At 45.6% G+C, this 24,893-nt stretch carries 24 protein-coding genes; 1 reads left to right on the top strand and 23 read right to left on the bottom strand.

All coding sequences use genetic code 11. From position 1 onward, the window contains the following. The first annotated feature begins 9 nt into the window (after positions 1–9). Complete coding sequence (locus G632_RS0116130) at positions 10–1,215, top strand: response regulator transcription factor (RefSeq protein WP_022770514.1); 1,206 nt, start codon at positions 10–12, stop codon at positions 1,213–1,215. A gap of 119 nt (positions 1,216–1,334) precedes the next feature. On the opposite strand, the gene G632_RS0116125 is transcribed toward G632_RS0116130, so the two are convergent. From G632_RS0116125 to G632_RS0116015, 23 genes are all read right to left on the bottom strand, one after another. After that, a complete protein-coding gene (locus G632_RS0116125) occupies positions 1,335–2,456 on the bottom strand; it encodes an FAD:protein FMN transferase (protein ID WP_022770512.1) in 1,122 nt (373 codons plus the stop codon). A gap of 6 nt (positions 2,457–2,462) precedes the next feature. Next, positions 2,463–3,284: an ATP-dependent sacrificial sulfur transferase LarE gene (larE, locus tag G632_RS0116120; RefSeq protein WP_022770511.1), complete on the bottom strand. Its 822-nt coding sequence runs from the start codon at positions 3,282–3,284 to the stop codon at positions 2,463–2,465. Positions 3,285–3,295: 11 nt separating this feature from the next. Further along, complete coding sequence (locus G632_RS0116115) at positions 3,296–3,952, bottom strand: HAD family hydrolase (RefSeq protein WP_022770510.1); 657 nt, start codon at positions 3,950–3,952, stop codon at positions 3,296–3,298. Positions 3,953–4,018: 66 nt separating this feature from the next. Beyond that, positions 4,019–4,801, bottom strand: coding sequence for a ZIP family metal transporter (locus G632_RS0116110; protein ID WP_022770508.1), 783 nt, complete (start codon positions 4,799–4,801; stop codon positions 4,019–4,021). A gap of 50 nt (positions 4,802–4,851) precedes the next feature. Next, entirely contained in the window at positions 4,852–5,514 is a 663-nt protein-coding gene (locus G632_RS0116105) for a methionine ABC transporter permease (RefSeq protein ID WP_022770507.1), read from the bottom strand. Between the two features lie 28 nt (positions 5,515–5,542). Then, positions 5,543–6,514 carry a methionine ABC transporter ATP-binding protein gene (locus G632_RS0116100; RefSeq protein ID WP_022770505.1) on the bottom strand — a complete coding sequence of 324 codons (972 nt, stop codon included), beginning with the start codon at positions 6,512–6,514 and terminating at the stop codon, positions 5,543–5,545. A 166-nt stretch (positions 6,515–6,680) separates the two neighbouring features. Further along, entirely contained in the window at positions 6,681–7,610 is a 930-nt protein-coding gene (locus tag G632_RS0116095) for a MetQ/NlpA family ABC transporter substrate-binding protein (protein WP_022770504.1), read from the bottom strand. A gap of 107 nt (positions 7,611–7,717) precedes the next feature. Then, positions 7,718–8,620, bottom strand: coding sequence for a LysR family transcriptional regulator (locus G632_RS0116090; RefSeq protein ID WP_022770503.1), 903 nt, complete (start codon positions 8,618–8,620; stop codon positions 7,718–7,720). Positions 8,621–8,917: 297 nt separating this feature from the next. After that, the gene (locus G632_RS20490; RefSeq protein WP_022770501.1) at positions 8,918–9,583 is read right to left on the bottom strand and encodes a GDSL-type esterase/lipase family protein; all 666 of its coding nucleotides are present in this window, start codon (positions 9,581–9,583) and stop codon (positions 8,918–8,920) included. Between the two features lie 520 nt (positions 9,584–10,103). Next, positions 10,104–11,252 carry a trans-sulfuration enzyme family protein gene (locus G632_RS0116080; RefSeq protein ID WP_022770500.1) on the bottom strand — a complete coding sequence of 383 codons (1,149 nt, stop codon included), beginning with the start codon at positions 11,250–11,252 and terminating at the stop codon, positions 10,104–10,106. A gap of 93 nt (positions 11,253–11,345) precedes the next feature. Further along, the gene (locus G632_RS0116075) at positions 11,346–12,533 is read right to left on the bottom strand and encodes a MalY/PatB family protein (RefSeq protein ID WP_022770498.1); all 1,188 of its coding nucleotides are present in this window, start codon (positions 12,531–12,533) and stop codon (positions 11,346–11,348) included. A gap of 177 nt (positions 12,534–12,710) precedes the next feature. Then, positions 12,711–13,646 (bottom strand): cysteine synthase A, encoded by a 936-nt coding sequence (gene cysK, locus G632_RS0116070; protein ID WP_022770497.1) that lies wholly within the window; start codon positions 13,644–13,646, stop codon positions 12,711–12,713. A gap of 121 nt (positions 13,647–13,767) precedes the next feature. Next, positions 13,768–14,697, bottom strand: coding sequence for a cysteine synthase A (cysK, locus tag G632_RS0116065; protein ID WP_026512649.1), 930 nt, complete (start codon positions 14,695–14,697; stop codon positions 13,768–13,770). 19 nt (positions 14,698–14,716) lie between these two features. Continuing rightward, complete coding sequence (locus tag G632_RS0116060) at positions 14,717–15,847, bottom strand: M20/M25/M40 family metallo-hydrolase (RefSeq protein WP_022770496.1); 1,131 nt, start codon at positions 15,845–15,847, stop codon at positions 14,717–14,719. 25 nt (positions 15,848–15,872) lie between these two features. Further along, on the bottom strand, positions 15,873–17,132 hold the full coding sequence (locus tag G632_RS20485) for a glutathione S-transferase C-terminal domain-containing protein (protein WP_022770494.1): 1,260 nt from the start codon (positions 17,130–17,132) through the stop codon (positions 15,873–15,875). A 24-nt stretch (positions 17,133–17,156) separates the two neighbouring features. Next, on the bottom strand, positions 17,157–17,915 hold the full coding sequence (locus G632_RS0116050) for an amino acid ABC transporter ATP-binding protein (RefSeq protein ID WP_022770493.1): 759 nt from the start codon (positions 17,913–17,915) through the stop codon (positions 17,157–17,159). Next, a complete protein-coding gene (locus G632_RS0116045) occupies positions 17,912–18,652 on the bottom strand; it encodes an amino acid ABC transporter permease (RefSeq protein WP_022770492.1) in 741 nt (246 codons plus the stop codon). The genes G632_RS0116050 and G632_RS0116045 overlap by 4 nt, the downstream gene beginning before the upstream one ends. A 158-nt stretch (positions 18,653–18,810) precedes the next feature. After that, positions 18,811–19,326 carry a GNAT family N-acetyltransferase gene (locus G632_RS20480; protein ID WP_022770490.1) on the bottom strand — a complete coding sequence of 172 codons (516 nt, stop codon included), beginning with the start codon at positions 19,324–19,326 and terminating at the stop codon, positions 18,811–18,813. Between the two features lie 14 nt (positions 19,327–19,340). After that, the gene (locus G632_RS0116035) at positions 19,341–20,333 is read right to left on the bottom strand and encodes a glutathione S-transferase family protein (protein WP_022770489.1); all 993 of its coding nucleotides are present in this window, start codon (positions 20,331–20,333) and stop codon (positions 19,341–19,343) included. Positions 20,334–20,347: 14 nt separating this feature from the next. Next, positions 20,348–21,394 carry a glutathione S-transferase family protein gene (locus G632_RS0116030; RefSeq protein WP_022770487.1) on the bottom strand — a complete coding sequence of 349 codons (1,047 nt, stop codon included), beginning with the start codon at positions 21,392–21,394 and terminating at the stop codon, positions 20,348–20,350. 15 nt (positions 21,395–21,409) lie between these two features. Next, positions 21,410–22,873, bottom strand: coding sequence for a glutathione S-transferase C-terminal domain-containing protein (locus tag G632_RS20475; RefSeq protein WP_022770486.1), 1,464 nt, complete (start codon positions 22,871–22,873; stop codon positions 21,410–21,412). 12 nt (positions 22,874–22,885) lie between these two features. After that, entirely contained in the window at positions 22,886–23,407 is a 522-nt protein-coding gene (locus tag G632_RS20470) for a GNAT family N-acetyltransferase (RefSeq protein ID WP_022770484.1), read from the bottom strand. Between the two features lie 6 nt (positions 23,408–23,413). Then, positions 23,414–24,343: a transporter substrate-binding domain-containing protein gene (locus G632_RS0116015; protein ID WP_022770483.1), complete on the bottom strand. Its 930-nt coding sequence runs from the start codon at positions 24,341–24,343 to the stop codon at positions 23,414–23,416. Positions 24,344–24,893 lie beyond the last annotated feature (550 nt).

Below are 24,893 nucleotides of genomic sequence, written 5' to 3'. Positions count from 1 at the left end.
AGGAACTAGATGAACATTTTACTGGTAGATGACGACCGCTTTGTTATTGCGGCACTTGAAAAGAATATAGACTGGGAGAGCCTTGGAATCACCACGGTCTTCACCGCCAATGACATCGGCAAGGCTCAGGAGATCCTGTCAAATCAGACCGTGGATCTTCTGCTCAGTGATATCGACATGCCCCATGGGAGCGGTCTTGATCTTCTGGGAATCCTGCGCGAACAGGGCAACACCATTCCGGCGATCTTCCTGACCAATTACGCTGATTTTTCTTATGCGAAAAGAGCTTTGGAACTCAGGAGTTTTCACTACTTTCTTAAGCCCATCGACTACCCGGAGCTGACCAATATAATCAGACAGGCTCTGGCAGAGGTTTCATCCGATGAGCCCGACACCGGAAGTGTGCTCTCCAAGCTCTGGTATGACTATCTCATTGACAGGCGCATTACCTATAAGGCTTTTCTTGCTGATATGGGAAGAATCCGCCGATTTGACGAGGATATGTCTTCATTTGTGGCATGCCTTATCCAGTTCAGCAGCAAGAACCTTTCGCATGACAGAGGTAAGATGGCTATCAGGATCAGAGCCATCATGGAGTCGATCTTTGGAAGCAGCTTCATTTCTCAGGGTGTGCTCCTTCCTTACCAGGCTGAGGATTACGTGCTCTTCGGCCTCATACCCGTGGAAGATGAGTCCTATCAGGCAGGCCTTCGCCCGCTTGTCAGCGAGCTCTACTACTCACTTTCCGAGGAATTCTCTGCAAAGCCAAGGTTCTTTATCAGCTCTGACAAAAAACCTATAGACATCCCGGATGTTCTGGACAGCCTTGTAAACATGGCTTCCATGCCCTTTGACGAGAGCCAGGACATCATCTACATCGATGAAACCTCCGTGACATCACTTCTTCAGTACGTTGATGCCCACTTCACCGAGGACATGAGCAGAGAGCATTTATCAGAGCTCTTCTACTTTGCCCCTGACTACATCACTAAGATATTCAAAAAAGAAACAGGAATGAGCTTTAAGAATTACATCATAGAAAAGCGCCTTGACCTTGCGCGCAAGCTCCTTTTAAAGACCGACGACTCTATCCGCGACATATCACTGAAGGTCGGCTACGATAATTATTCCTACTTCACAAGACTCTTCAAAAAGAGCTTCGGCGTAACCCCTGTCGAATTCCGCGAGGGAGTCACCGGGGACGGTTCTCTTTGACTCCCTTTTTGAGTCACCGGGGGTGAGTCACCGGGGACGTTTCACTTTGTCTCATAATGAGACACTGGGGACGTTTCACATTGACTCAAAATGAGTCAATGTGAAACGTCCCCGGTGACTCATTTTGATATGGTATGCATGGAAAGGTCGTGGTATTCGGATGTTAGAGAAAACTTATCCGCAAGACCTTCTGTAACATAGACTTCCCTATCCTCAGTCACAAAGATTGCTTCGAAGTCATCGGACTGTCTGTACTGCTCTATGGCTTTATCAAGCCCCTTAACAAAAAGAGCTGTCGAGAGCCCGTCGCACAACAGACCATCCTTACCGACAATCGTCACGGATACAAGGCCGTTCTCGGCAGGCCTTCCGGTTTCCGGATCTAGGATGTGCCAGTATCTCTTGCCATCTTCCTCAAAGTATCTCTCATATCCGCCGGAGGTTATGATAGCAACATCATCAACTTCCACGACGCCAATCATCCCCGAAGCTGAATCAGGGAATGGGCTCTTTATTGCGACCTTCCAGGGATTTCCGTCAAGCTTACTTCCTATGCACTGCACATTTCCGCCGAGATTTAGAAGCGCGTGTGTCACACCTTCAGACTTAAGCATGTCAGCAACTGCAGTTCCTGTATATCCCTTGGCAACGCTCCCAAGATCAACCTGCATTCCTTCAGAAAGCCCGACCTTAACTGTGCTTCCGGCACTGTCCCCATCCCCGGAATCGGAACCTGAACCAGATACATTCTCCTCAACCTCTATATCAATTCCCTTATAGTCAACACTGCGCAGAAGCTCTGCAATTTCATCATCACCGGGGACCCTGTACTCTCCGGTTGTAAATCCCCAGGCCTTAAGAACAGGATAAATAGTGATGTCCAGAGCTCCGCCGGTCCTGTCACACACGTCTTTTGCCTGCAAAAGAATGCTTCCGACTTCCTCAGTAAGCTCGCCCTCTCCGTCAGCATTAAGCCTTGCAATTTCGCTGGAAGCATCCGTAACCGACAGCTCTTTTTCAAGGCGCCTTATGTACTCCTCAGCCTCCGGCGTAAAATCCCTAACCCCTGCAATCTGCAGCTCCATGACAGTGTCCATGGCAAATATCGTCGAGGTATATATCTTCTCCCCGAAAAAAGCGCAACCCCAGGCAAGTGCAGACACCATGCCTGTCACAGCAAGTGCCGAAACCGCCCGGGGATTTATTATCTTTTTAAGTCCTTTATTCAGAAAAAGTCCCATAACAACTCATTTCAAAACTTCATTGAGACTTCCGGTGCGATAACCCTTAAGGTCCAGCGCAACATACGCAAATCCCAATCCATGAAGCTTATCATTTATCTCCTCTCGAACAGAAAGGCTCATAGCCCTGTCCATATCCTCCGGCAAGAGCTCTATCCTGGCCAGCGGCGCTCCATCTCCGTGGACCCTGACCCTGAACTGCTTAAAGCCCTTATTCAAAAGATATTCTTCCGCCTCTTCAACCATGCGAAGCTTGTCATTAGTAATAACCTCTCCATAAGGAATCCTGCTGGCAAGACATGCAAAAGACGGCTTGTTCCAGGTAGGAAGTTCAAACTCTTTGGAAAGATCCCTTATCTCCTGCTTTTTAAGCCCTGCTTCCCGCAGCGGACTTTTAACCCCCAGCTCGGCGATAGCCTTCATTCCGGGCCTGTAATCGCCCTCGTCATCTACATTGGACCCTTCAGCTACAGCCGCAAGGCCCTCTCTTTCAGCCGTATCAAGAAATCCCTGAAACAGTGCCTTCTTGCAGATATAGCACCTGTCCTTGGGATTATCAGCAACTCCGTCAATAGCAAGTACATCCACATCAGCCACCAGATGCTTTACGCCAATCTTCTCACAGAACTCCCTGGCCTCCAAAACCTCTCTCTTTGGCACGAAGCTGGAACTGGCAGTAAGCGCCACAGCCTTCTCCCCAAGAGCCTCTTTGGCAGCATGCAAAAGAAATGTCGAATCCACTCCACTTGAAAAGGCAACCGCCACACTCCCGTATCCCTTAAGGATCTCAAGAAGCCTCTCGTACTTACTCTTTAATCCACTATCCATAAACCGCACCATTACTCGTTTTTCAAATAATCAATCACATCCAGAAGGCTCTCCTGAACGCTCTCCGTCAGCTTTTTCATCTCATCATTTGCAGGGAGAAGATCAGGCACCATGATAGCCTTAAGTCCGCCTCCGCTTGCAGACCTGACCCCATTATAGGAATCCTCAATGGCATAGCACCTCTCAGGGGCCACACCTATCTTCTCACATGCTAAAAGATATATCTCCGGATCCGGCTTACTTTTCTTAACCACGTCCCCGGTTACAAGCTCATCAAAGTAGTCCAAAACTCCCGCATCCCTCAGCTCAGCTTCAACAACCGGTCTTCTCGTAGAGGAAGCCAGCGCTATCTTTTTGCCACTATCCTTAAGGAAAGTCAGGATCTCTTTTACCCCGATCTTCATTGGAAGCTTGCCACCGTCGTACTTCTCATGGAAGATAACGGACGCCTCCTTGGAATATTCATCATAAGGAAAATCTTCTCCGAAACGGCGAAGCATTATCTCCTTGGTTTCTCTGTCATTAACTCCTGTACAGGCCAAAAACGCCTCTGTGATATCCCCCAGATCATGCCTGTCAGCAACCACGTACCAGCTCTCGAGCACGGCTCTCTCGGAATCAAAGATGATCCCGTCCATGTCGAAAACCACTGCGTCAAAATCTCTCATCAAAATCCTCCAACTTAGCTCTCGCCAAGGTCATGTGTGCCCCGGCCAAATGCGCCACGGCTCTCATCAGCCTAGAGCAACATCCAGCGCCATCATAAGTGTAAATCCAAGCGCAAACATGATAACTCCGATGTTAGAATGCTCGCCCTCAGACATCTCCGGGATCAGCTCCTCAACAACAACGTACATCATGGCACCTGCTGCAAAACTCAGAAGATACGGCATCGCAGGCACAATCAGCCTTGCTGCAAATATTGTGAGCAAAGCACCGATAGGCTCAACTGCACCTGATAAAGCGCCATCCATAAACGCTCCGAACTTGGTCTTTCCCTTTGAATGAAGCGGCATTGAGATGATGGCTCCCTCAGGGAAGTTCTGAATTGCGATACCAAGAGCAAGCGCCAGCGCTCCACCTGCCGTAACAGGTGCGCTATTTGACATAAGGCCTGCGAACACCACGCCTACTGCCATTCCTTCCGGAATGTTGTGAAGTGTAACTGCAAGTACCATCATAGTTGTCTTCTGCAGCTTGGACTTAGGACCCTCAGCCTTTTCTGCATTCATGTGCAAATGTGGAATCACGCTGTCCAGAAGAAGCAGGAACAGTATTCCGATCCAGAAGCCGACTGCAGCAGGGACAAAAGACAGCTTCCCCAGCCCCTCAGCCTGTTCCAGCGCAGGAACTATAAGACTCCATATAGATGCTGCTACCATGACTCCACTGGCAAAGCCCGTAAGAGCTCTCTGCACCTGACCACCAAGCTCTTTTTTCATGAAAAAGACCATGCCCGAGCCCAGTACTGTTCCAACAAAAGGAATTAAAATACCGATCCAGATATTAGCGTTCATAAAGTTAACCTCCATTGAAAAGTCAAAAGAAGCAACTACCTAAAAAACTATCAGCTCATCTTTTTGTACATCAAATTGCCAAGAGCCTGCACAGCCTGTACAAATATGATAAGTATCAGTGAGCACACAATCAGGTATTCAGTCTTGTACTGCTGATATCCATAGCGGATTGCGATATCACCGACACCGCCGCCTCCAACAGTTCCTGCCATAGCTGAGTAGCCCACAAGTGAGATAACAAGAAGCACGATTCCGTTGAGCATTCTCGGAATAGACTCTTTTACATAAACTCTCATAAGTATCTGGAAGTTTGAAGCCCCAAAGGATCTTGCAGCCTCGATAACTCCGGGATTGGTCTCCCTGAGAGACGTCTCAAACACCCTTGCGATAAAAGGAATCGCTGAAACAGTAAGCGGAACGATCGCAGCCGTTGTACCGATGGACTTTCCAACCAGTGCCCTTGTGAAGGGGATAAGGATAACCAGCAGGATGATGAAAGGAAAGCTTCTGAACACATTTACAATAAAGCTCAGGATTCCATACACAATCTTGTTTGGTTTAAGTCCTCCGGGTGCTGTAAGTGTAAGTATTACCGCCGGAATAAATCCAAGTATCACAGAAAAGAGCGTTGACCAGAAAACCATGACAAGGGTCTTCCAAAACGCCTGCAGAATAATTGGATAAATGGCGGGATTAAGTATTTGCTCTAACATCTATTTTTCCTCCGAATGAGTTACTTTCTTATTTGATCACTTCCCAGGTAACGCCCTTGGAATCCAGGAAAGCGCATGCTCTCTCAAGGTCTTTTTCCTCCATGTTGAGAACCAGGCTTCCGTAAACATCCTCTCTGAAGTCCTCAAGCTTAGCCCAGCAGATATTGAAATCTGTCTGAAGCTCCTGAGACATCTGCGTAACGATAGGCCTCTGATTGCCTTCTCCGAAGAAAAAGAGCTTTAGATTGATTCCGGTAGTAGGAAGCTTGTCAGACTCTTCACGCAGGAAGTCTCTGATCTCCCTCTCCTTGGGCCATACGAAGAGCTGCTCGGGCTTGCCGATAGCCAGCATCTGTCCGTGACTAAGAAATGCAACTCTCTGGCAGATCTGCTTAACAACTTCCATCTGATGAGTAACCACTACGATGGTGATGCCCATTTCTTTATTGATCCTCTGCAAAAGAGCTAATATACCCTTTGTAATCTCCGGATCCAGCGCACTTGTTGCCTCATCGCAAAGAAGGATCTCCGGATCAAGTACCAGCGCTCTTGCAATGGCAACTCTCTGCTTCTGACCGCCGGAGAGTTCCCTTGGCTTGGCGTGGACCTTCTCCTCAAGGCCGACCAGGCGAATGAGGTTCATGATCTTCTCTTTTGCCTCCGGAGTATTGGTGGGAATTCCCCAGAACTTCATGGGCAGTGCCACGTTGTGGTAGACATCCAGTCTCTCAAGAAGATTAAAGCCCTGGAAGATCATACCCATTCTCTTCTGAAGAAGGCGCAGCTCCTTTTTTTTCTTAACATCAACGAGCTTACCGTCTACCCTGATCTCTCCTCTGTCATAGGTCTCAAGTCCGTTGATACAGCGCAGCAGTGTTGATTTTCCTGCTCCGGACTGACCGATTATTCCGAATATCTCTCCATTCTCAATTTCCATGGAGACGTTTTTAAGTACCTCTGTTCTGTCGAAGGTTTTCTTAACATTACTGATAGTTATCATTTCTTCTCGTTCCAATCTGATTTGATAAGAGCTCTTTTGCCCTAAACATGCTCTATTGTACCACAATGCGGACTGCTTCGCATTATATGGAAAAAGACACGTCTGCAAATGGGCAGCGTGTCTTTTCTCATTGGTAGGATTATTATGTTATGGCTAATGGCTAAAATTACTGTGCATCAATGAAAGATGTGATAACTGCACCCTTGTATGTGTCGTCAATGTACTTCTGAACCTTGTCAGACTGAAGAGCCTTGATAAGAGCCTGTGTCTTCTCTGAAGACTCGTTGCCCTCTTTAACAACAAGGAAGTTTGTTCTCTTTACAGTTGTCTCATCATCAAATGTCTCGATATCAAGTGCAGGATACTCAGCAGGAAGACCGGCCTCAAGTGCATAGTTTCCGTTGATTGTAGCTGCATCAAGATCAGGAAGTGAAAGTGGAAGGTTTGCTGCCTCAAGAGGTGTGATCACATATCCGTGAGGGTTAGCATCCTTATCCTTTGAAAGTGTATCCTCTGTGTAGCTTGGATCTGTTCCGAAGTCACCCTTTGAAACAAGAAGTCCCTTCTGAACAAGAAGGTCAAGTCCTCTTGCGCCGTTATCAGGATCGTTAGGAATACCGATTGTTGCGCCATCAGGAAGCTCTGAAAGAGCCTTATATTTCTGTGAGTAGATACCCATTGGCTCGATGTGGATGCCTGCTACTGCTGTAAGGTGAAGGCCTGCATCCTGGTTCTGCTGGTTCATGTAACCAAGAGTCTGGAAGTAGTTTGCATCAAGCTCTCCCTGCTCAAGTGATGTGTTAGGAAGCACGTAATCTGAGAAAACTACAGTCTCAAGTTCCCATCCATCCTCTGCAAGAACCTCTTTTACGATGTTGTCAAGGATCTCAGCGTGAGGTACAGGTGTTGCACCAACTGTGATCTTCTTGTCACCTGAATCTGCTGTAGCAGGAGCTTCTGCCTGTGCCTCAGAAGCTGCCTCGGTTGTCTCTGTTGTCTGTGTGGTCTCTGCAGGTGCTGCGTCTCCGCAGCCTGTAAGAGCGCCAAGAGTTAATGTTGTTGCAAGTACAAGGCTTGCCAATACGTTCTTTTTCATAATTGTCCTCCTCAGTTATTAACTATTTTCTATAATATACTCCCCGTTTTGCACCCGTGCAATAACAAGGGGTTTATAGACGCCGATAAATAAAGCTTATAGGGTGATCAGTTCTCCTTATGTCTCTCCAGCTTCTCAACAAAGGTTTTGCCCATGTCGCTAAGCTCCTGACCTTTTCTGGTGATGTAGCCAAAGGTCAGCATCTCGTCCTCTTTTAGCTTGATTACATGGATATCGGATGAAGTCTTACCCTCACCAAGCATTGCTGCGCCGACAGCGTATCCGTCAAGTCCCAGCATGAGCTCGATTGATGTAGCTCTTTCGTTGGTTGAGATAACCTTCTTGTAATCGTAGGTAGCAAGGGCCTCTTCTCTATAGTAGAAAGAGGTATTGTCGCCCTGATCGAATACCATGCAGGGATAGTCCTGAAGGTCCTCAAGCGATAGCTCTTTTGCATCAGCCAGGGGATGGTCCTTGCTAAGGTAAACATAGGTATCACGAGAAAAGAGCTCATGGAACTCCAGAGCTGCATCCACAAATATCTTCTTGAATGTCGCCTTGTTAAAGTCGGAAAGTGCAATAACTCCGACTTCACTCTTTAAGGTCTTAACATCCTCAATCACTTCGCTGGTCTGGGTTTCACGGATTGAGAACTGATACTCGGGGAGATCATACTCTTTTACCGTATCGATAAACGCGTCAACGGCTATGGTGTAATGCTGCATGGATACTGAGAATGTGGGCCTTTCGTTCTTGGCATTTAAGTACTTGTCCTCAACCTTCTCAAACTGCTCCACGGCATTTCTTGCGTATGCAATAAAAGAAGCTCCGGCAGCTGTTGTTACTACGCCGTTGTGGACTCTCTCAAAAATCTGGATTCCAAGCTCGCTCTCAAGATCCCTTACGGCACTTGAAAGACCGGGCTGTGAAACATAGAGCCTGTCTGCAGCTTTTCTCATGGAGCACTCTTCATCTATGGCAATAACATATTTCAACTGAAGTATGGTCATGCTAAAACTCCTTAAAAAAATATTTTCTGAAATGATAACACGCTTTTCGTCTTTAAATCAATAAAGTGTTAAAAAACAATTAATTTTTTAAAGCTTGCATCAAGAAACTATTAAAACATTTTCAGTGCCCAATTATGATTATTCTTATGATTATAGCGATGTTACCATGATATAAATCGGAAACTAGTATAACTGTGAGGAATGTGAGTTTATGAAGAAAAAAATCATTGATAAGCAGATTTTAAGCGCACTTGCCATGAGTCAAAGGGGACGTTTCAGTTTGACTCATTTTGCAAATCAAAATGAGCCAAACTGAAACGTCCCCTTGTCTTTGTCCATTTTAGCTATCTTCATCTCCTGTATCTTCTCAAGAATAGCTTCTGCCAGCTTCTTATGTCCCTCTTCGTCCATATGCTCCTCATCGATATTGCTGGGCCTTGAATAATCCGAAGCTGCCAGGAACTTATATCCTCTCTCCTTTGCAACCTGTCTGTAGAACTTCTGAAGATCCTTACTTGTCTCTACTGAGCGGCTGTCAAACTCGGGATCTTTATCTTCTCTCCAAACTTCTTCCCCCAAATGAATCGGCGATACAACCAGTATCTTATCTGAAGAAACGTAGCTGCTGATTGTATTAAGGCACTGCTCAAGGCCCTTGGCTATGGTGTAGGCATTAGCATGGAATAAAGATTTGCAGTCATTTGTGCCCAGCATAATGATCACCGCATCCACCGGATACGTGCTCTCAAGCACCATAGGAAGCGCATCTAAAGCCTTTCTTAATGGACGAAGCTCATCTTCAAAAACTGTTGTCCTTCCGCACAATCCCTCTTCTATAACTCTGGCATCGGAAAGGCTCTCCTGAACCAGGCTTGTCCATCTTACTCCCCAGGGATATCTCTCCTTAGTTCCGGGAACCAGTCCCCATGTATTTGAATCGCCAAACGCAAGAATATTCTTCATATCAGACCTCTTTTCAGGTGCATGTTTATCTTACAAATTAATTATGCACGAGGCCTGTCCCGGCGTAAAATACACATCTGTTATAGCCTGTTATAAACTTCTGCTATAGCATCACAACAGGCAAATAATTTCACCTTGGTTGGAAACGTTATTTCGACCACCCCACAACTCTCTTCCATATAAAAAATAGTTGGAAATCACAAAAAGGATTTTAGGTGGCATCTAGTAATACTTGCAAAAAACTACATCACAACGTACCGTGGAGCAGGCAGCTGTGATGTAGCCACTGTGTTAGCCATGAAATTTTCCAAGCGTATAGGTTTGTAATTTCCAACTATTTTTTCATATACCAATTTTTGTGATGCAATTCAAATTTCACTTCCAACCATCACCTATAAAATAAGCCGCTTGTGATGCAAATATGAGTCAATCTGAAACGTCCCCAGTGACTCAAAGTGAGTCAATCTGAAACGTCCCCGTTGACTCAAAACATGAAGTCAAAAGAACCGTCCCCATGACTTCAAGAGAATGAGGCGAAAGCCTGCTCCAGATCTGCAATGAGGTCGTCCGCGTTCTCAATTCCGACTGAGAGCCTCAGAAGCCTGTCGGTAATGCCGTTCTTTGCTAAAAGATCCTTAGGCACGTCTGCATGGGTCTGTGTAATGGGATAGGTTATGAGTGTCTCTGTTCCGCCAAGACTCTCGGCAAAGTAGATCAGCTCAAGACTCCTTAAAATATGTTCCACAAGCTCTTTTGACTCAACCTCGAAACTCAGCATTGCTCCGTAGCCCCTGGCCTGCTTCGTGGAAATCTTGTAGCCCGGATGCTCGGGAAGGCCGGGATAGATGACCTTGGTCACGTACTTGTTGGTCTTTAAGTACTCAGCAATCTTGAAAGCATTCTCCTGGGCGCGGTCAAGTCGTACCGAGAGCGTCCTGATTCCGCGGAGGATCAGCCAGCTGTCAAAGGGTGAAAGGCCGGCGCCTGTGGTCTTGTAGATATAGCGTAGGCGCTCATCAAGCTCTTTATCCTTAACAACAACGAAGCCTCCGATGGTATCGTGATGTCCGCCCAGGAACTTGGTTCCGGAATGGATAACGATGTCAGCCCCAAGATCCAGAGGATTCTGGAAGTAAGGTGACAGGAAAGTGTTGTCCACAATCAGTAGCGCATCTCTCTTGTGGGCTTCCACTGCCAACTCTGCGATGTCCGTAACATTCATCATAGGATTGGTGGGCGTCTCGAGATATACAGCCTTTGTATTATTCTGGAAAAGAAATCTGTAATCCCCACTGCTGAGGTCGCCTGTGGTGAAGGTCAGACCATTCTTTTTACTGATCTCGTTAAAGAGCCTGATGCTTCCGCCGTAAAGATCGGAATCCACAATAAAGTGATCATCAGGTCTAAAGAGCTCCATCACAGCCGCAACTGCTGCCATTCCACTGGCAAAAGCCATGGCATCGGTGCCGTGCTCAAGCGATGCCACAACGTACTCAAGCTGCTGCCTTGTTGGATTCTGCATTCTTGTGTAATCAAAGCCGGTGCTCTCGCCAAGCCCCCGATGGGCGAAAGTCGCCGACTGATATATGGGGAAACTCAGGGCTCCCCACTGATCTGCAATTGACTTATCATTCAACTGGCAGACCGTCTCTATACTGTAATTTTCCATCTATGTCTCCTCCCAGGGAGTCAATGGGGACGGTTCTCTTTGACTCCTTTTTTACCACTTCATCTTATATGTCTACTTTTCTGAAAAAAGGAGTCAAAAAGAACCGTCCCCGTTGACTCCCTCACTAAGCTGCTCCAAAGCCTGTTTCAAAATTGACCTCGGGCATGCTATGTTGATCCTCTCAAAAAGATTAGTCTCTCTGCCAAATATGATCCCCGGATCAAGCCAGAGCTTTGCCTTATTGACTATGATGTCCTCAAGCTCCTTGTGATTGTCCGTAACTGCCGAGAAATCAAGCCAGATAAGATAAGTTCCCTCAGGTTCAATGAGCTTAACCTGTGGAATACTCTCCTTTAAGTACTCCCTCACGTAATCAAGATTCTCCTTAAGGTACTCCAAAAGCTCATCCAGCCACTGCTCGCCCTTTGTATAAACCGACATGCAGGCAACCATTCCAAGGACGTTCGGCTGTGAATAGCCGGCGGCTTCATTTTCTCTGTCAAAAGACCTATGCATTTCCTTATCGGGTATGATGATATTTGCAACCTGAAGTCCCGCCAGATTAAAGGTCTTGCTTGGTGAAGTTCCAAGCACAAGTTTTTCTCTCAGTTCCGGTGCAAGACTCATGAAAGAAGTATGCTTAAATCCCTGATAGACAAAGTCTGAGTGAATCTCATCCGCAAAGACATATACATCATGCTTTTTGCAGATTTCCGCGAGCCTTGTCAGCTCTTCCACGGTCCACACTCTTCCCACCGGATTATGCGGGCTGCAGAGCAGGAACATCTTTACATTGTTATCAATGATCTTTTTCTCAAAATCTTCAAAATCTATTTCATAATGCCCACCTTTGTAGACAAGCTGATTGTTGACGACTTTTCTTTTGTTGAGAACGATAGTCTCATAAAACGGATAGTACACCGGCTGCTGAATCAGTACAGCATCGCCGGACTCTGTAAATGCCCTGATGGCAATGGCTATGGCGTAGACAACTCCCGGGGTAACTGTGATGTCTTTTCCATCAAAAGTAAAACCATGCCTTCTCTCATACCACTCCTTAACCGTGTTTCTGTATTTATCACCCGGATCCGTGTAGCCGAATACTCCGTGCTGCACTCTGTCTAAAATGTCTTTTACCACTTCTTCGGGGAGCCTGAAATCCATGTCAGCAACCCATAGCGGAAGCAGGTCATCCCTGCCCTTTCGTTGCATACCGAAATCCCACTTGATACAGTCAGTATTTCTTCTGTCAATAATCTTGTCAAAATCGTATTTTCCCATAGCCACCATATCCTGTTTTTTATTAATGAGTCACTGGGGACGTTTCAGTTTGACTCAAAATGAGTCAAACTGAAACGTCCCCAGTGACTCATTTTATTTATGATAATTGCTCCACAGCGAATGAGCCGTGGAGCAACCTTTAAATATGTTATGAAAAAGAAACTATTATGAGCCTTATCAATCTGCGAAGAGAGGTGTTGAAAGATATCTGTCACCTGAGTCGGGAAGAAGCACTACGATGTTCTTGCCCTTGTTCTCTTCTCTGTTTGCAACGATTGTTGCTGCCTTAAGTGCAGCACCTGATGAAATACCAACCAGGATTCCTTCTGAAACTGCAAATCTCTTGCCCTCAGCAAAAGCATCTTCATTCTCGATTGCGATTACTTCATCATAGATCTTGGTGTTGAGTGTGTCAGGTACGAAACCTGCGCCGATACCCTGGATCTTGTGAGGTCCTGCTGTTCCCTTTGAAAGAACGGGGCTTGTTGCGGGCTCAACAGCGATAACCTTAACGTCAGGATTCTGCTCCTTTAAGTATTCGCCTACACCTGTAACTGTTCCGCCTGTGCCAACACCTGCGATGAAGATGTCAACCTTTCCGTCTGTCTGCTTCCAGATCTCAGGACCTGTTGTAGCCTTGTGGATTGCAGGGTTTGCAGGGTTTACAAACTGTCCGAGGATGATAGCTCCCGGTATCTCGCTTGCAAGCTCCTCAGCCTTGGCGATGGCACCTTTCATGCCCTTTGCGCCCTCAGTGAGAACGATCTCTGCGCCGTATGCCTTAAGAAGATTTCTTCTCTCAACACTCATGGTCTCAGGAAGTGTAAGGATTGTTCTGTATCCCTTGGCTGCTGCAACTGCTGCAAGACCGATTCCTGTATTTCCGCTGGTAGGCTCGATGATTGTTGCACCTTCCTTGAGCTTTCCGCTCTTTTCTGCATCCTCTATCATGTTAAGTGCAACTCTGTCCTTAACGGATCCTGCCGGATTTAAGTACTCAAGCTTTGCAAGGATTGTTGCTCCTGTAGCTCCTGCGTTCTTGCTGTAATTGTTCAGCTGAAGAAGTGGTGTTCCCCCAATAAGTTCTAATGCGCTCTGCTTTATATCTGCCATGATTTTTTCCTCCAATCAATTATGTTCTTTTGTTTTGATATATTGATACTATCACGGCAAAAGAGCTTTGAAAATTAAAGAAAGCTTATCGGGAGGTATATGGTTTACTTATTGCCAAATATTAATCATAAAGATCGCTGGAAAGATATCTGTCGCCATTATCGGGAATTATTGTAACTATGTTCTTGCCCTTGTTTTCGGGGCGCTTAGCCACCTGTACTGCTGCCCAGAGCGCTGCGCCTGCTGAAATACCAACAGAGAATCCTTCAAGATGAGGAATAAGTCTTGCATACACATAAGCATCCTCATCAGTTACATCAATTACTTCGTTAAAGAGCTCTACTTTTGTCACAGGAGGAGTTGCTCCACCTCCGATTCCCTGGATCTTGTGAGGTCCCGGTTCTCCGCCGTTCAAAACAGCGCTTCCCTTGGGCTCAACTGCGATGATCTCAACATCAGGGTTCTTCTCACGAAGATAATCTCCCGCTCCTGAAATGGTTCCGCCTGTTCCTGATGCAGCAAGGAAAATATCAATCTTGCCATCAAGGTCCTCCCAGATCTCAGGACCTGTTGTCTTATAATGTGCTCCCGGGTTAGCAGGGTTTCCGCCCTGTCCCATGATAACTCCGCCCGGAGTCTTCTCTAAAATCTCAGCTGCCTTTGCACCTGCTCCTGCCATGTTGAGCTTGGAATCGGTAAGTACTACCTCTGCTCCGAAACTCTTAAGGGTAAGAAGGCGCTCTTTTGACAGATTATCAGGCATGCAGATGATGCACTTGTATCCCTTTGCTGCAGCAACTGCCGCAAGGCCTATTCCTGTATTTCCGCTGGTTCCCTCAATGATGGTTCCACCGGGTTTAAGTCTTCCGTCCTTTTCGGCCTCTTCCACCATGTTCAGGGCAGGACGTGCCTTAACGCTTGCAGTAGGATTGAAGAACTCGAGCTTCGCATAAATGTGAGCTACCGTGTCCTCCTTCGCCTCCAGCTTGTGAAGCTGCACTATAGGTGTGTGTCCAACCAGTTCAAGTATGCTGTCGTATGTCTTTCCCATTTAATAACCTCCTATATATTCAGCCCGTCATTATGTTTTTGACAAGCTGTGTGGTCTTAACCAATTCATCTACTGTTGTATACTCATTTACCGTGTGGATCTCATGCATGGCATTGTAGATGCACAGCCCGTCGATTCCGTTTCTGACCAGCACGTTGTTGTCACTTCCACCGAATGATTTCTTGGGAAAAGACCTTTCTCCGATCGCCGAAAGAGCCTTGTTGTAAAGCTCCAATGCGCTTCCTGTTTCGCTCTCGTTAGCCTTGTAAGCCTTCAGCCTTATGTCACTGAAAAACTCTAACGAAGCACCAATAGCAGCCGTCTCTTCTTCAAAGACCTTCCTGACATTTTCAAACGCTGCAAGAGCATCCTCATGAACCGCACTTCTGATCTCGCCCTTTATAAGCACCTTAGCAGATACTGCATTGCTGACTGTTCCGCCCTCAATGGTTCCGAAATTCAGTGATGTGTGATCATTCACCCAGCCCTGCTTTATTCTGCTAATAGCAGAAGCTGCAGCAGCTATTGAATTTATTCCGTTCTCGGGCTCGAATCCCGCATGAGCTGACTTCCCCTTAACAGTTATCTCAAAGTAAATAAGAGTCGGCTCCTGTGATGAATACACTCCGAAATCACCGCTGCAATCCGGCACAAAAGCTTTCTTCGCCTTCACAACGGAATAGTCAAAAGACGAAGCTCCAACAGTATATGTTTCCTCTGCAGGCGTGAACAAAAACTCGATAGGTACATGGTCAACATCCTCCAGAAGGACCTGCCGATAGCCTTCATAGATCACCGTAAGGGCTGCTCTGTCATCCGCGCCAAGTACTGTAGTTTTATCGCTGGTTATTTTTCCGTCCTCATGGACGACTATCTTTTTTCCAATTCCCGGAGATACTGTATCCATGTGAGCGCAGAACAAGATCGGATCAGCGTCTTTAAGCTCTCCCTTTCCGGGTACGGAGCCAAACAAATTTCCCGTATCACCGCCAATCTTGTCTCCGGCGTTATCTTCACTCAACTCCACTCCAAGCTCTTTCCATATCTTTTTAAGATGATCGGCAACTTTCCTCTCCCCGTAGCTTATGCCGTCAATCTCAGCAAGCTTTATGAATGAATCCGTTATCCTGTCTGCGATCTCTTTTCCCATGGTTGTTCTCCCGGCCAATCAGTAATTATTCGTTCTTCAAAAGACCCTTAAGAGGATTGTTGCTTGCATCAACTCTGAGCGGACTGTTCTTTGGATCTGAAGGATCTCTGTCAGCGTGAGACTCAAAGTTCCAGTGTGAAACAGAAATCTCACTTTGGTAATCCTCTACTGTCTCTCCCTTAGGGTGACGCAAGTAGATGTCACCGTTAGGATCGGATGAAAGTGCAGCTCTGCTGCCATCATCTGCCCAGAGCTTATCGTAGTCGATCTGGCTTGAAATTCTTACGTTGTAGTCTGCAAAGAGAGCATCTCTGTCTCCGCCTCTTCCAAGTACAAGATCATGCACGAATGTAGCATTCTTAAATGCAGGAATGTTGTAGAGTTCCTTCATGTATGCATAGATGTTTGGATAGTCAGCGATTCTGTGCTTTGTAGGTCCTACGTTTCTGAAGTAGCTAGTATCCCATCTCACAATGGTCACAAAGAATCTGATGTCAGAATCTGTGATGTAATCACCAAAGAGGAATCTGTTCTCGGAAAGTCTCTTCTCCAGCTTATCCAGTGAATCATAAAAGTCATCAAATGCCTCATCATAAGCTTCAACAGACTGGCAGAAAGCCATTCTGTAATGTCCGTTGTTTACATGAGGGAAAAGCCAGTCATTGAACTCATCGATGACATCCCTGTACTTTACCGGGTAAAGGTCCGGTGCATCTTCAGGCTGAAGTGCTCTGAAGTTTACCTCAAGATAGTTGGTCATTCTGTGGTAGTCATTGTTAACTGCCTTCTTTTCTTTGATATCAACGATAGTAGGTGTTGTTGCTCTGCCCTTAAAATCAGGGTTTGCTCTCTGATAAAACTCAGAGAGGAAGTATGCTCCGGTTCTGGGATCCTTAAAGCCCTCCTGATCACCAAAGCCGTGACCGTATCTGTTTGTCTCACCGCTGTGAGAAGTTCTGATGTCATAGATGACGTCTGTAAGACCTAAAATATCTCTTACGATTACAGGTCTGTTTGACCAGTTGCAGCCCTTCATCCAGTATATCTGGTATCTTCCTGCTTCAGGCTTCCACTCGCCTTCGCCCTCTCCTGCCTTAGCAATGAAAGCATTGGGCTGTCTTACAAATGCGCCTCTCTCATCAATCTCATTTTTAACTTCGCTTGGTCTTGGTGGAACGCCCACCTCTTCTGCGAACTTTGCTGCAAGTTCATCTGTGTATCCGTCTGCAGGTGCTCCTGCCTGTGTCTTTTTTCTGTGTTCCTCTATGCTGCATGCGTTCCCCATTTTTCTCTCCTCCTGATATGATGATCAAATAATGTAATCCGGCTGGTTCATTAAATTCATTTTTGCAAAGAAGTCTTTTGTCCTCTGATTCTTTGGATGCTCAAAGACTTCTGTAGGTGTACCGTCCTCAACGATATGTCCCTTGTCGAGGAAGATAACCCTGTTTGATACGTTCCTTACAAAACTCATCTCGTGGGATACAAGAAGCATTGTGTAGCCCTTTCCGGCAATCTCTTTTATAACATCCAGAACCTCTCCAACAAGTTCAGGATCAAGAGCTGATGTGGGCTCGTCCAAAAGAAGGAGCCTCGGTTTCATTGCAAGAGCTCTTGCGATTGCAACTCTCTGCTGCTGTCCGCCTGACATATGCTTTGGATAGTGATTTGCCCAGGCTGTCATTCCAACCTTTGCAAGCTCCTCCAGCGCTATTTTTCTTGCCTCTTCCTTGGACAATTTCTTTACTACGATAAGACCTTCCATTACATTTTCCAGAGCTGTCTTTTTCTCAAAGAGATTGAATCTCTGGAAGACCATTCCCGTGTTCTGTCTTATCTCGTTTATATCCTTCTTATTCTTTTTGGACAGGTCAATTGTCTTTTCCCCAAGGTTGATTGTGCCCTTCTCCGGGATCTCCAGCTGGTCTATGCAGCGAAGGAGCGTTGATTTACCTGTGCCCGAAGGTCCGATTATTCCTATTACGTCGCCCTCGTTGATGTTTAGGGAAACATCTTCAAGAACTATATTGTCGTGATATCTTTTTGAAAGTTCCTCTATCTGTATCATGCCTTTACCTCATCTTCCGGAATGTAGTTTGCCACCTGATCCGGTATGGCAATCTTCTTCTCTGCTGCCTTTAACAACTGTTCAATGATGATAGTGATCACCCAGTAGATGATGGCAAGAGATACATATACTTCGAAGTATCTGTATGTTCTTCCGCCGAGGATCTTACCCTGGGCTGTCATCTCAACCACTGCACAGGTGAAGGCCAGTGATGTTCCTTTTATTACTGAGATAAAGGAATTTCCGAGGGAGGGAAGTGCAACTGTGATTGCCTCGGGAAGGATGATTCTTCGAAGTGCCTGAAGGTATGTCATTCCCAGCGCACTTGCTGCCTCGATTTGTCCCTCTCCCACAGATAAAAGAGCTGCTCTGATGAACTCTGCATTATAGGCTGACTGGTTTATGCCGAGCGCGATTACCGCGTATACAAAGCCTGAAACCTCAGCCACCTTGAAGTCCGTTCCGTTCTTGGCATTGAACCACTTAAAGAACATCGGGATTCCGAAGTATGCGATGTAGAGCTGCACCAGTATCGGTGTTCCTCTGATCAGTGATATAAAGAATGTTGCGATATGCTTAAGGACCGGCACCTGACGGATCTTTATGATCGCAAGTATAAGTCCCAGGATAATTCCGATAAGCATTGAAATAATTGAAAGTTCAAGTGTTACCGGGAGATACCTGAGCAGATCAGGTATCTGTGTAAATACCAATTTGAAATCAAATAGATTAGCCATACCTCACTCCTCGTTTCCTTTGTTTTATTAAATGCAATTATGCTTGAGGCCGCCATCTTTGTAAAAGACATGGTTCTTATAGGTGGTTATAAGATTTCTTTATCCCTAAAAAATCCAATAAAAAAGCCATGTGGCAAATGTCACATGGCTTTTTTTCTTTATGATATCTTCTTTTCTACCAGTACACATGAGAATCCGAGCGGATTCTTCTTGGGTACATAATCCCTTGGAATATCATCGTATGCTGTAGATAATCTGCTCTCAAAAGGATGCGGATCAACCCCCGGAACCAGCTCATATCCAACTTTTTCATAAAATCCCTGCGCTCTGTCCTGGCTATTGATCACAATTCTTGAGACATCTCTTTCAAGGATCCACTTCTCAGCTTCCCCAATAAGAAGAGTTCCTATTCCGCTTTTCTGATATTCTCTTGTAACGCATACTCTGCCGATCTTGCCGATATCATCTGCCGGAAATGTAATCCTGCAACCTGCAACAGGCTTCCCATTATCCACAATGATCACTGCCTTATAATCTTCATCAATTGGCTCATCATGACTATATTCTGCTTCTATAGGAATCCCCTGCCCGAAAACAAAAGCATCGGTTCTTGCATATTCATAGACTTTATGCTGCCACTGTGGCGAATCTTTAGTAACTCTGTATATGTCCATGGTTTTCTCCTATCTTAACTGTTTTTTGACCTATATTTATGTTCGGGATCTTCGCTAAGTTTTTCTCTTCCGTGAGGCTCTTTCCAGATAGAAAGATCAGGACCTGCGGGAAGAATATTCAGCGGATTGGTCTCAAGGCAGCACAGATGATAGTGCTTCTTTATCGCGTCAAAATCCGTATTTCCTCCAAAGGCTTTTTCCTCATAAAGATCTCTTGCGTATCCCCAAAGATTCGGATAGTCCTTCAGCATCTTCTTATTTACTCTAAAGCCGTTGAAGTATGCTACATCAAATCTTGCCAAGGTAACATAGAGTCTTACGTCGGACTCGGTTATGTAGTCGCCAAAGAGAAATCTCTTTTCCGAAAGTCTCTCCTCAAGCTTGTCAAAGGCATTGAACACAAGATGGAATGCATCTTCGTAAGCCTCCTGGCTCTTGGCAAATCCTGCCTTGTATACGCCGTTATTCACATCATGGAAGATAAAGGCGTTGAGCTCATCTATCTGATCTCTTAATTCTTCCGGATAAAGATCCGGTGCACCTTCCTTGTGGAACTTCTCCCACTTTGTCTCAAAGTACAAAGTGAGATTGAAGTAATCGTTGTTTACGACCTTGCCTGTTGTAACATCGACAAGCGCAGGAACAGTGAATCTTCCGTCGTAGTCAGGGTCTGCCTTTTTATAGGCCTCTGAAAGGAGCTTGATGCCAAGAACCGGGTCTTTATCATCCTCATCCAGGGTAAAAGACCAGTCTGACCACGGAACGTCAGGTCTTATAGGATCGAGGGTTCCAACTGAGATAACATCTTCAAGTCCAAGAAGCTCTCTTACTATGATTGATCTGTTGGCCCAGGGACACACAGGTGCCCACAGAAGTCTGTATCTGCCTGCTTCTACAGGAAGTTCTCCCTCTCCATCGCCGAAAGGTGTTGTGAACCTGTTGGGTTGTCTTTCAAATTTTCCGTTCTGCTGTACTTCTTTATTTGTAACGTGATCTACTACTGCCACTTTTTTTATCCCCCTCAAATCACAAGTTTTCCGAATTTCTCTGCTCTGTTATTTGGCTCTTCCCATACGCTGTTATCAGGTCCGAGAGGAAGGATCTCACTTGGGTTTTTGTTTGCACCAAGAAGGTAGCCTCTCTTTATTGCATCGAAATCCGTTGCATTCTTAAATGCCGGGATAGAATAGAGCTCTCTTGAGTAATTCCAAAGATTCTCGTAGTCTCTGATGCGCTTCTTGTTGAGCCTAAAGCCAAAGTAGTAGGCTGTATCAAAGCGCGCAAGAGTTACATAGAGTCTGATATCGGCATCGGTAAGTCTGTCACCGAAGAGGAACCTGTTGTCCTTAAGGTGCTCTTCAAGCCAGTCAAGTCTGTCAAAAACAAGCTTGTAATTGAGCTCGTACTGCTCCTGAGTTCGTGCAAATCCCGCCTTATAAACACCGTTGTTGATCTCGTTAAAGATTATTTCATTGAGAGCATCGATGCCGGTTCTGAGATCCTGTGGATAAAGGTCAGGTGCTCCCTCTTTCCAGAATGGTTTCCAGACAGTCTCCCAGTAGTTGGTGAGTTTGTGATAGTCGTTGTTAACAACCTTTCTGGTCTTTAAATCAACGATTGTGGGAACCGTTGCTCTGCCCTGGTATTCGGGATCAGTCTCAGCATATATCTCAGGAAGGTAGCGGATTCCAAGTACCGGATCGACTCCGCCTTCATCCAGTGAAAACTCCCATCCCTTAGGGGTTCTGATCGGTGCAACCTTTCCTACACTGATGACATCCTCAGTGATTCCGAGAAGGCCGAATGCAATGACCTGTCTTGTAGCCCAGGGGCATAGCGGAGTCCAGATAAGTCTGTATCTGCCCGCCTCTACAGGGAGCTGACCCTCTTCATTTCCGAAGGGTGTATCAAATCTGTTCTTCTGTCTTACAAAAGCACCATTATCTGCGATTTCTCTTTTAAGCTCAGATGAGGCAACATTGCCAAATCCTGAATTATTCTTGTTTTGTTCTTCAACCTTTTTTCTGTGTGCTGCAAGTGAGCATGCAGCTGCTTCTAATTCCGGCATATATACCTCCAACATTTATATAATTTCAGGTCCTCTGAATATCAGATGATAAGGGTTTCTTTCATCCTGCAGTTCCAGAAAGGCCTGCTCTTTTTCTTTTACAATGTCAATCTGATCCCTGATTTCTTCAATACCTGAAAGTCTTTCGATATATCTTTTCAAATTCGGATAATCGGTAGCCTTGGCAAAGTTTAGCTTGCTCAGATAGTAGTAGATGTGATCGTGACGAAGAAGTATCTTGTAAAGCTCCTTATCTGCCTCACTTATCTCATCTCCCAGAAGAAATTCGGAATTACCGAGCCTGTAGTCGATACTTTCAAAGGCATCTTCCTCCAGATGAGCCCATCGCTCAAGCTCGTTCTGATAGGTTGCCTCTGCTGCCCTTTTAATGGGCTTAATGAGAGCATATTCAAGATATTCTTTTTCATGTTCCAAAGTATCATGGACAAAAAGTTCATTGGCATTTTCCTCCAAAGTGAACTTGTGCTCAGGGTCTTTTGACAACTTCTCTCTTCCTGTGGGAGCAAGGAGCTGACGATTATCAGGTCCTGTTCCTATAAGGCCGTATACATTACCGAGCTTAGCTCTCATGTGAGGAGACAACTGGTAGTGTTTCTTGATAAGCTCAAGCTTCGTATAATCATAGAAGCCCTTTGTCTGATAGATGTCTCTTGTGTATCCCCAAAGATTCGGGTAGTCCTGCAGTCTTTTCTTGTTGACGCCAAACACCAGGTGATAGTTGATGTGGAAGCGGATCAGGGCAACATAGAGATGAATATCGGAAAGTGTGATGTGATCTCCGTTTATAAATCTCCTGTCCTTTAGCCTCTCTTCCAGCGTATCCAGAGTCTTAAAGTAGTTATCAAAAGCCTCATCGAAGGTCTCTTGGTCTCTTGCAAAGCCGCATCCATAGGCGTCTACTTTCTTGTTGATAAAGTCGCTCCACTCGTCTATTTCTCCGCGAAGCGCCTCGGGATAAAGGTCCGGTGCTTTCTCTTTGTGGAACTTTTTCCAGTCAAGAACAAAGTATTTGGGAATATTCACCGGGTCGTTTTGCACTATCGCCCCTGTTGTAACATCTGCAATTGCAGGAACAGTGGACCTTCCGGTAAAGGTTGGATCTCCTTTTAAGTACGCGTCATCGAGATAATGGATCTTCAGAATGGGATCAACTTCTCCAAGGTCCTCTGAGAACACCCAACCTCTCGGGTCTCTGAGTATGCCGGTTTCGCCAATGCTGATAACTCTGTCAAGGCCAAGAAGGCGCAGTGTGATTACTGCCTTGTTTGAATGCGGACATCCCGGCATCCAGATCAGTCTGTACCTGTCTGCCTCCACAGGTAGTTTGTCTTCTCCGTCCCCAAACAATTTATCAAAGACAAATTTCCTACCCTCAACCTTTCCCGTAGTTTTATTTATCTGCTTTTTGAATGTATTCTCAAACAGCTCCACTGTCTGAAACGGCACTATATATGGCATTTTGGTCTCCCCTTATACCTCGATCCTCGATTCGGGATTTTTCCATGTTGGTCCCTTCATGTCGGATCTGTCTTTTTCATCCTCAAATCTGTAATTCTCGGGTAGGAAGAGCCCTGTATCTTCCATCCACCCAAGCTGCTCCGCAGTTCCGGAAAAGAGCTCCAGAGCAGTCTTTGCTCTTCTAAAGCCGAACTTCTCGTACATCTCCACGGTATGCGGGTGTGTATAAAGAATTACATTCTGGCCTTTAAGCTGCTCCAGGAGCCTACCTATGAGCTGTCTTCCGATTCCCTTTCCCTGGTATTCTTCATCAAGGGCAACGTTGTAAACAGCTGCCTGGAAGAGTCCGTCAGATAGTGCCCTTGCAACTCCTACTATACGTTCGCCGTCGTATACAAATACGACGGCGTAGCTGTTCTCAAAGACAATCTGTTGCTCTTTTGCAGAGTGGTCGGAGAGGTGAGATCTTCTTAAGACCTCAGCAACCTCCTCCCAATTGATATTCTCTTTTGTTGTCTTATAAGTAATATTCATGATTAATTAGTTTGTCTTTCCTGCATTAAGGATCTCTTCTTCAGGTGACTGATCAACTCCGCCAAAGAACTGCTCTGAGAGCTTCTTTAATGTTCCGTCGGCTTTGAGCTGCTTGATTGCTTCATCAATCTTATCTCTGAGCTCTGTCTCATCCTTAGGAAGAATATAGTATGCATAGAGATTATCAGCGATAAGCTTTACTTCATCCTCAGGAATGTTTGATTTGTCGATATCAAATCCGTACTCATCAACATAAGCTGTGTACATAGGGCCATCAATGATTCCGAAGGATGTTGTTCCGTCCTGGATGTGCTGAAGCTCAACTGTTGTATCTGCCTCTGTGTATGTAATGTTGATCTGTGCATCAGGATTCAGCTCGTTCCAGTGCTCAATCGCATTTGTTACTGATACGCCCGCACCACCTTCGAATGAAAGTCCCGCTGCATCTGCAAGTGATGTGATAGGTGTCTGGTCCTTACCATATACGAACACGTAGCTTACTTTGTCATAGGGAAGTGAATATAGATATGAGCTTGCTCTCTCTTCGTTGTATGAGAAGTTGTTAACACCAATCTGGTAGTTGCCTGCGTTAAGTCCTGCAAATACTGAAGGGAAATCTGTAACTTCAATCTCAAGATCATATTCAGGGATAATGTCGAATACTGCCTTCAGTACCTCGATGTCATAACCTGTAGGCTGATCATCCTCTCCAACATATACGTAAGGCTTAGGTCCGCCACCTGTTGCAGCCTTGATGGTTTTTACTTCAACAGCCTGTGCCTGATCTTCTGTTTCTGAGCTTTCTGTCTTTTCTGCAGCTTCCTCTGCTTTTGTATCAGCTGCATTTGCACTAGCTGTAGCTGCCTCTCCGCAACCTGTAAGTGATCCAATAACTAACGCTGTTCCTAAAACTGTAGCAATGAGATTCTTTTTCATATCTTTGTCCTCCTCAAAACTTAATCAAATTTGTTATTTAGGATTATGCTTTAGCCCGGCTCCTTTGTAAAAGACATGGTTCTTATAGCGGGTTATAAGTTTTACTTATCCCCTACAACACTCTGGCTCCTCTGTACCCACTACCGTTTACCTGTCAATGGGCCTGTATCCTTCCTTCCTGCCATAAAATGAAGCTTGAAAAAAGGTTGTACTCAAACCTTTTACCTGTCAAAGCGCCTGTATTCCTTCTTCCTGCCATAAAATAAAGCTTGAAAAAAGATTGTGCTCAAGCCTTTTACCTGTCAAAGCATCCACTTCCTTTCTCCCTGCCATAAAAATCATCCAGAAATCAGGTTGTGCTCAAGCGTTTTACATGTCAAAAAGCCAAAACACCCCTTCCTGCCACAAACTCATCCAACACCTTCCTGAAATCTGTGGCAAATCCGCACTTCATCGCCTCCGGGACATGAGAAAAGCTTGCACAAGGAGCTACTCCCTCCGAAAATCTGTGGCAAAATCCCGCCTTATCGCTCCCAGGACATGAAAAAAG

The sequence above is a fragment of the Butyrivibrio sp. NC2007 genome (assembly GCF_000421405.1).
Taxonomy (GTDB): domain Bacteria; phylum Bacillota; class Clostridia; order Lachnospirales; family Lachnospiraceae; genus Butyrivibrio.
The sequence above is the reverse complement of the archived record's forward strand: the minus strand, read 5'-3'. Positions and strand labels throughout refer to the sequence as shown.

Excerpts from the sequence above, each read along its gene's own strand:
- G632_RS0116075 (WP_022770498.1), bottom strand. The coding sequence starts at position 12,533 with ATGGGAAAATACGATTTTGACAAGATTATTGACAGAAGAAATACTGAC.
- cysK (WP_022770497.1), bottom strand. The coding sequence starts at position 13,646 with ATGGCAGATATAAAGCAGAGCGCATTAGAACTTATTGGGGGAACACCA.
- larE (WP_022770511.1), bottom strand. The coding sequence starts at position 3,284 with ATGGATAGTGGATTAAAGAGTAAGTACGAGAGGCTTCTTGAGATCCTT.
- G632_RS20485 (WP_022770494.1), bottom strand. The coding sequence starts at position 17,132 with ATGGGGAACGCATGCAGCATAGAGGAACACAGAAAAAAGACACAGGCA.
- G632_RS0116095 (WP_022770504.1), bottom strand. The coding sequence starts at position 7,610 with ATGAAAAAGAACGTATTGGCAAGCCTTGTACTTGCAACAACATTAACT.
- G632_RS0116130 (WP_022770514.1), top strand. The coding sequence starts at position 10 with ATGAACATTTTACTGGTAGATGACGACCGCTTTGTTATTGCGGCACTT.
- G632_RS0116015 (WP_022770483.1), bottom strand. The coding sequence starts at position 24,343 with ATGAAAAAGAATCTCATTGCTACAGTTTTAGGAACAGCGTTAGTTATT.
- G632_RS20470 (WP_022770484.1), bottom strand. The coding sequence starts at position 23,407 with ATGAATATTACTTATAAGACAACAAAAGAGAATATCAATTGGGAGGAG.
- G632_RS20490 (WP_022770501.1), bottom strand. The coding sequence starts at position 9,583 with ATGAAGAATATTCTTGCGTTTGGCGATTCAAATACATGGGGACTGGTT.
- cysK (WP_026512649.1), bottom strand. The coding sequence starts at position 14,697 with ATGGGAAAGACATACGACAGCATACTTGAACTGGTTGGACACACACCT.
- G632_RS0116060 (WP_022770496.1), bottom strand. The coding sequence starts at position 15,847 with ATGGGAAAAGAGATCGCAGACAGGATAACGGATTCATTCATAAAGCTT.
- G632_RS0116045 (WP_022770492.1), bottom strand. The coding sequence starts at position 18,652 with ATGGCTAATCTATTTGATTTCAAATTGGTATTTACACAGATACCTGAT.
- G632_RS0116030 (WP_022770487.1), bottom strand. The coding sequence starts at position 21,394 with ATGCCGGAATTAGAAGCAGCTGCATGCTCACTTGCAGCACACAGAAAA.
- G632_RS0116110 (WP_022770508.1), bottom strand. The coding sequence starts at position 4,801 with ATGAACGCTAATATCTGGATCGGTATTTTAATTCCTTTTGTTGGAACA.
- G632_RS20480 (WP_022770490.1), bottom strand. The coding sequence starts at position 19,326 with ATGGACATATACAGAGTTACTAAAGATTCGCCACAGTGGCAGCATAAA.
- G632_RS0116100 (WP_022770505.1), bottom strand. The coding sequence starts at position 6,514 with ATGATAACTATCAGTAATGTTAAGAAAACCTTCGACAGAACAGAGGTA.
- G632_RS20475 (WP_022770486.1), bottom strand. The coding sequence starts at position 22,873 with ATGCCATATATAGTGCCGTTTCAGACAGTGGAGCTGTTTGAGAATACA.
- G632_RS0116080 (WP_022770500.1), bottom strand. The coding sequence starts at position 11,252 with ATGGAAAATTACAGTATAGAGACGGTCTGCCAGTTGAATGATAAGTCA.
- G632_RS0116105 (WP_022770507.1), bottom strand. The coding sequence starts at position 5,514 with ATGTTAGAGCAAATACTTAATCCCGCCATTTATCCAATTATTCTGCAG.
- G632_RS0116115 (WP_022770510.1), bottom strand. The coding sequence starts at position 3,952 with ATGAGAGATTTTGACGCAGTGGTTTTCGACATGGACGGGATCATCTTT.
- G632_RS0116050 (WP_022770493.1), bottom strand. The coding sequence starts at position 17,915 with ATGATACAGATAGAGGAACTTTCAAAAAGATATCACGACAATATAGTT.
- G632_RS0116090 (WP_022770503.1), bottom strand. The coding sequence starts at position 8,620 with ATGACCATACTTCAGTTGAAATATGTTATTGCCATAGATGAAGAGTGC.
- G632_RS0116125 (WP_022770512.1), bottom strand. The coding sequence starts at position 2,456 with ATGGGACTTTTTCTGAATAAAGGACTTAAAAAGATAATAAATCCCCGG.